This window comes from Dellaglioa sp. CoH-55-MRSF-9 (assembly GCF_056782155.1).
On record NZ_JBXAYG010000015.1, the window covers coordinates 1 to 1,690 of the forward strand.

Annotated in this window: 2 protein-coding genes; both read left to right on the forward strand. The window is 38.3% G+C overall.

What is annotated here, in order from left to right; all coding sequences use genetic code 11:
• Positions 1 to 71 precede the first annotated feature (71 nt).
• On the forward strand, positions 72 to 746 hold the full coding sequence (locus AC1RPV_RS07565; RefSeq protein ID WP_481761994.1) for a transposase: 675 nt from the start codon (positions 72 to 74) through the stop codon (positions 744 to 746).
• On the forward strand, positions 719 to 1,636 hold the full coding sequence (locus AC1RPV_RS07570) for an IS3 family transposase (protein ID WP_481761993.1): 918 nt from the start codon (positions 719 to 721) through the stop codon (positions 1,634 to 1,636). The genes AC1RPV_RS07565 and AC1RPV_RS07570 overlap by 28 nt, the downstream gene beginning before the upstream one ends.
• Positions 1,637 to 1,690 lie beyond the last annotated feature (54 nt).

Consider the following 1,690-nt stretch of genomic DNA (forward strand, 5'->3'; position numbering starts at 1 on the left):
TGTAATAATCCCTTTATGGTTGTCAGATGAAATAATATAATTTCATCCGATAATCATGGAGGGATTTTTGTATGTCCAGAGCCAAGTATTCAGCATTAGAAAAATTAACGTTTATCGAAGAATTTAGAAAGTCCGGAATGCCGAGAAGAACTTTTGCCCGAGAATACGGTATTAATAAAGATCTATTCAAACGTTGGGTCGATCGCTATGACCGCGATGGTATTGAAGGTTTACAGGAAGCGCGCCACAATAATCACTATTCAAAAGCGCTGAAATTAGAAGCGGTATTAACTTATCTAACGGGTCAATATTCACAAGCAGATGTTGCACTTAAGTTTGGTTTACGATCACAAAAACAACTATTAGACTGGGTTTCCAAGTATAATGAGGATAAAACGGTGACGGCGTCACCGTCCAAAAGGCAGGTTCCCATTATGAGTCGTAAAACTTCTTTTGAAGAACGCGTTTCAATTGTTGAATATATTACCAAAGATAAACATAGTTATAATGAAACTGCGGAACACTTCGGTGTCTCTTATCAACAAGCCCGTTCATGGGTTCTTAAGGCACGACAAGGTGGTTATGAATCACTAATCGATAATCGTGGTCACCGTAAAGATCAATCAGAACTAACAGATTTAGATAAAGCGAATCTACGGATTCACGAGTTAGAAAGCCAAATCGAAGATCAAAAATTATATGCGGCCTTTATAAAAAAATGGCAGGAACTTCAGCGCAAGGGGTGAATAAGCAAAGACGACTGGCATATCACGCGATTAAGAATGTTAGTCAAGAAAAGCATGGTGCGATAACAAAACTTATAAAAATGGTTGGCGTTAGCCGTCAGGCTTACTACAAAGGGTTAAAAAGACAAGAAACAGTTTGGGAGACACGTAATAAACAACTTAAAGAGCGAACCCAATACTGGTTTGATTTCAATCTACAAGGGATTGGTACTGGAAACATGTTGGTAAATTTACAAGCTGACACATCAATTAATTTTCCCATTACTTTCAAACAGGTTCGACGAGTTATGCGAGAACTAGGTATTCGATGTTTAGTACATCCGAAGAAGCATAATCGTGTGAAACAATCAGAACAATATATCCAAGATAATCTTCTTAATCAAAATTTTAGTGTGAGTAGACCTAACCAAGTTTGGTTGGCCGATTCAACAGAGCTTTCATATGGCATAAATGGCGAATATAAAATTCGGTTAAGTGGTGTTTTAGATCTTTATGGTCGGCGACTTTTAGCCTATAATCTAAGTCCTACAGAAACTAGTGAAGCAGAAATCCAGGTATTTCAGCAGGCCTTTTCAGGTGCTGGTAGTGTACACCCCATGGTGCACACCGATCGCGGTTCAGCTTATACCTCAAAACTATTTAATCGTTCTCTTGATCGATATGAAGTAACTAGAAGTATGTCCCGACCAGGAACGCCATACGATAACGCTCCAATGGAGCGTTGGTGGAATGAATTTAAAAATCGATGGATGGCACGTCAGCCACTGCCAAAGACCTATCAAGAACTTATGAAATTGGTTGAAGCAGGAATTGAATATTTTAATCATTACAATCGCTCAACACAAAGAAATGGCCTTACCCCAGATGAATACTGGGATAAAGCCATTTAGAAACATATTAAATTTTATATTATTTCATCCGTCAACTTGACAGGGCCTAGTACA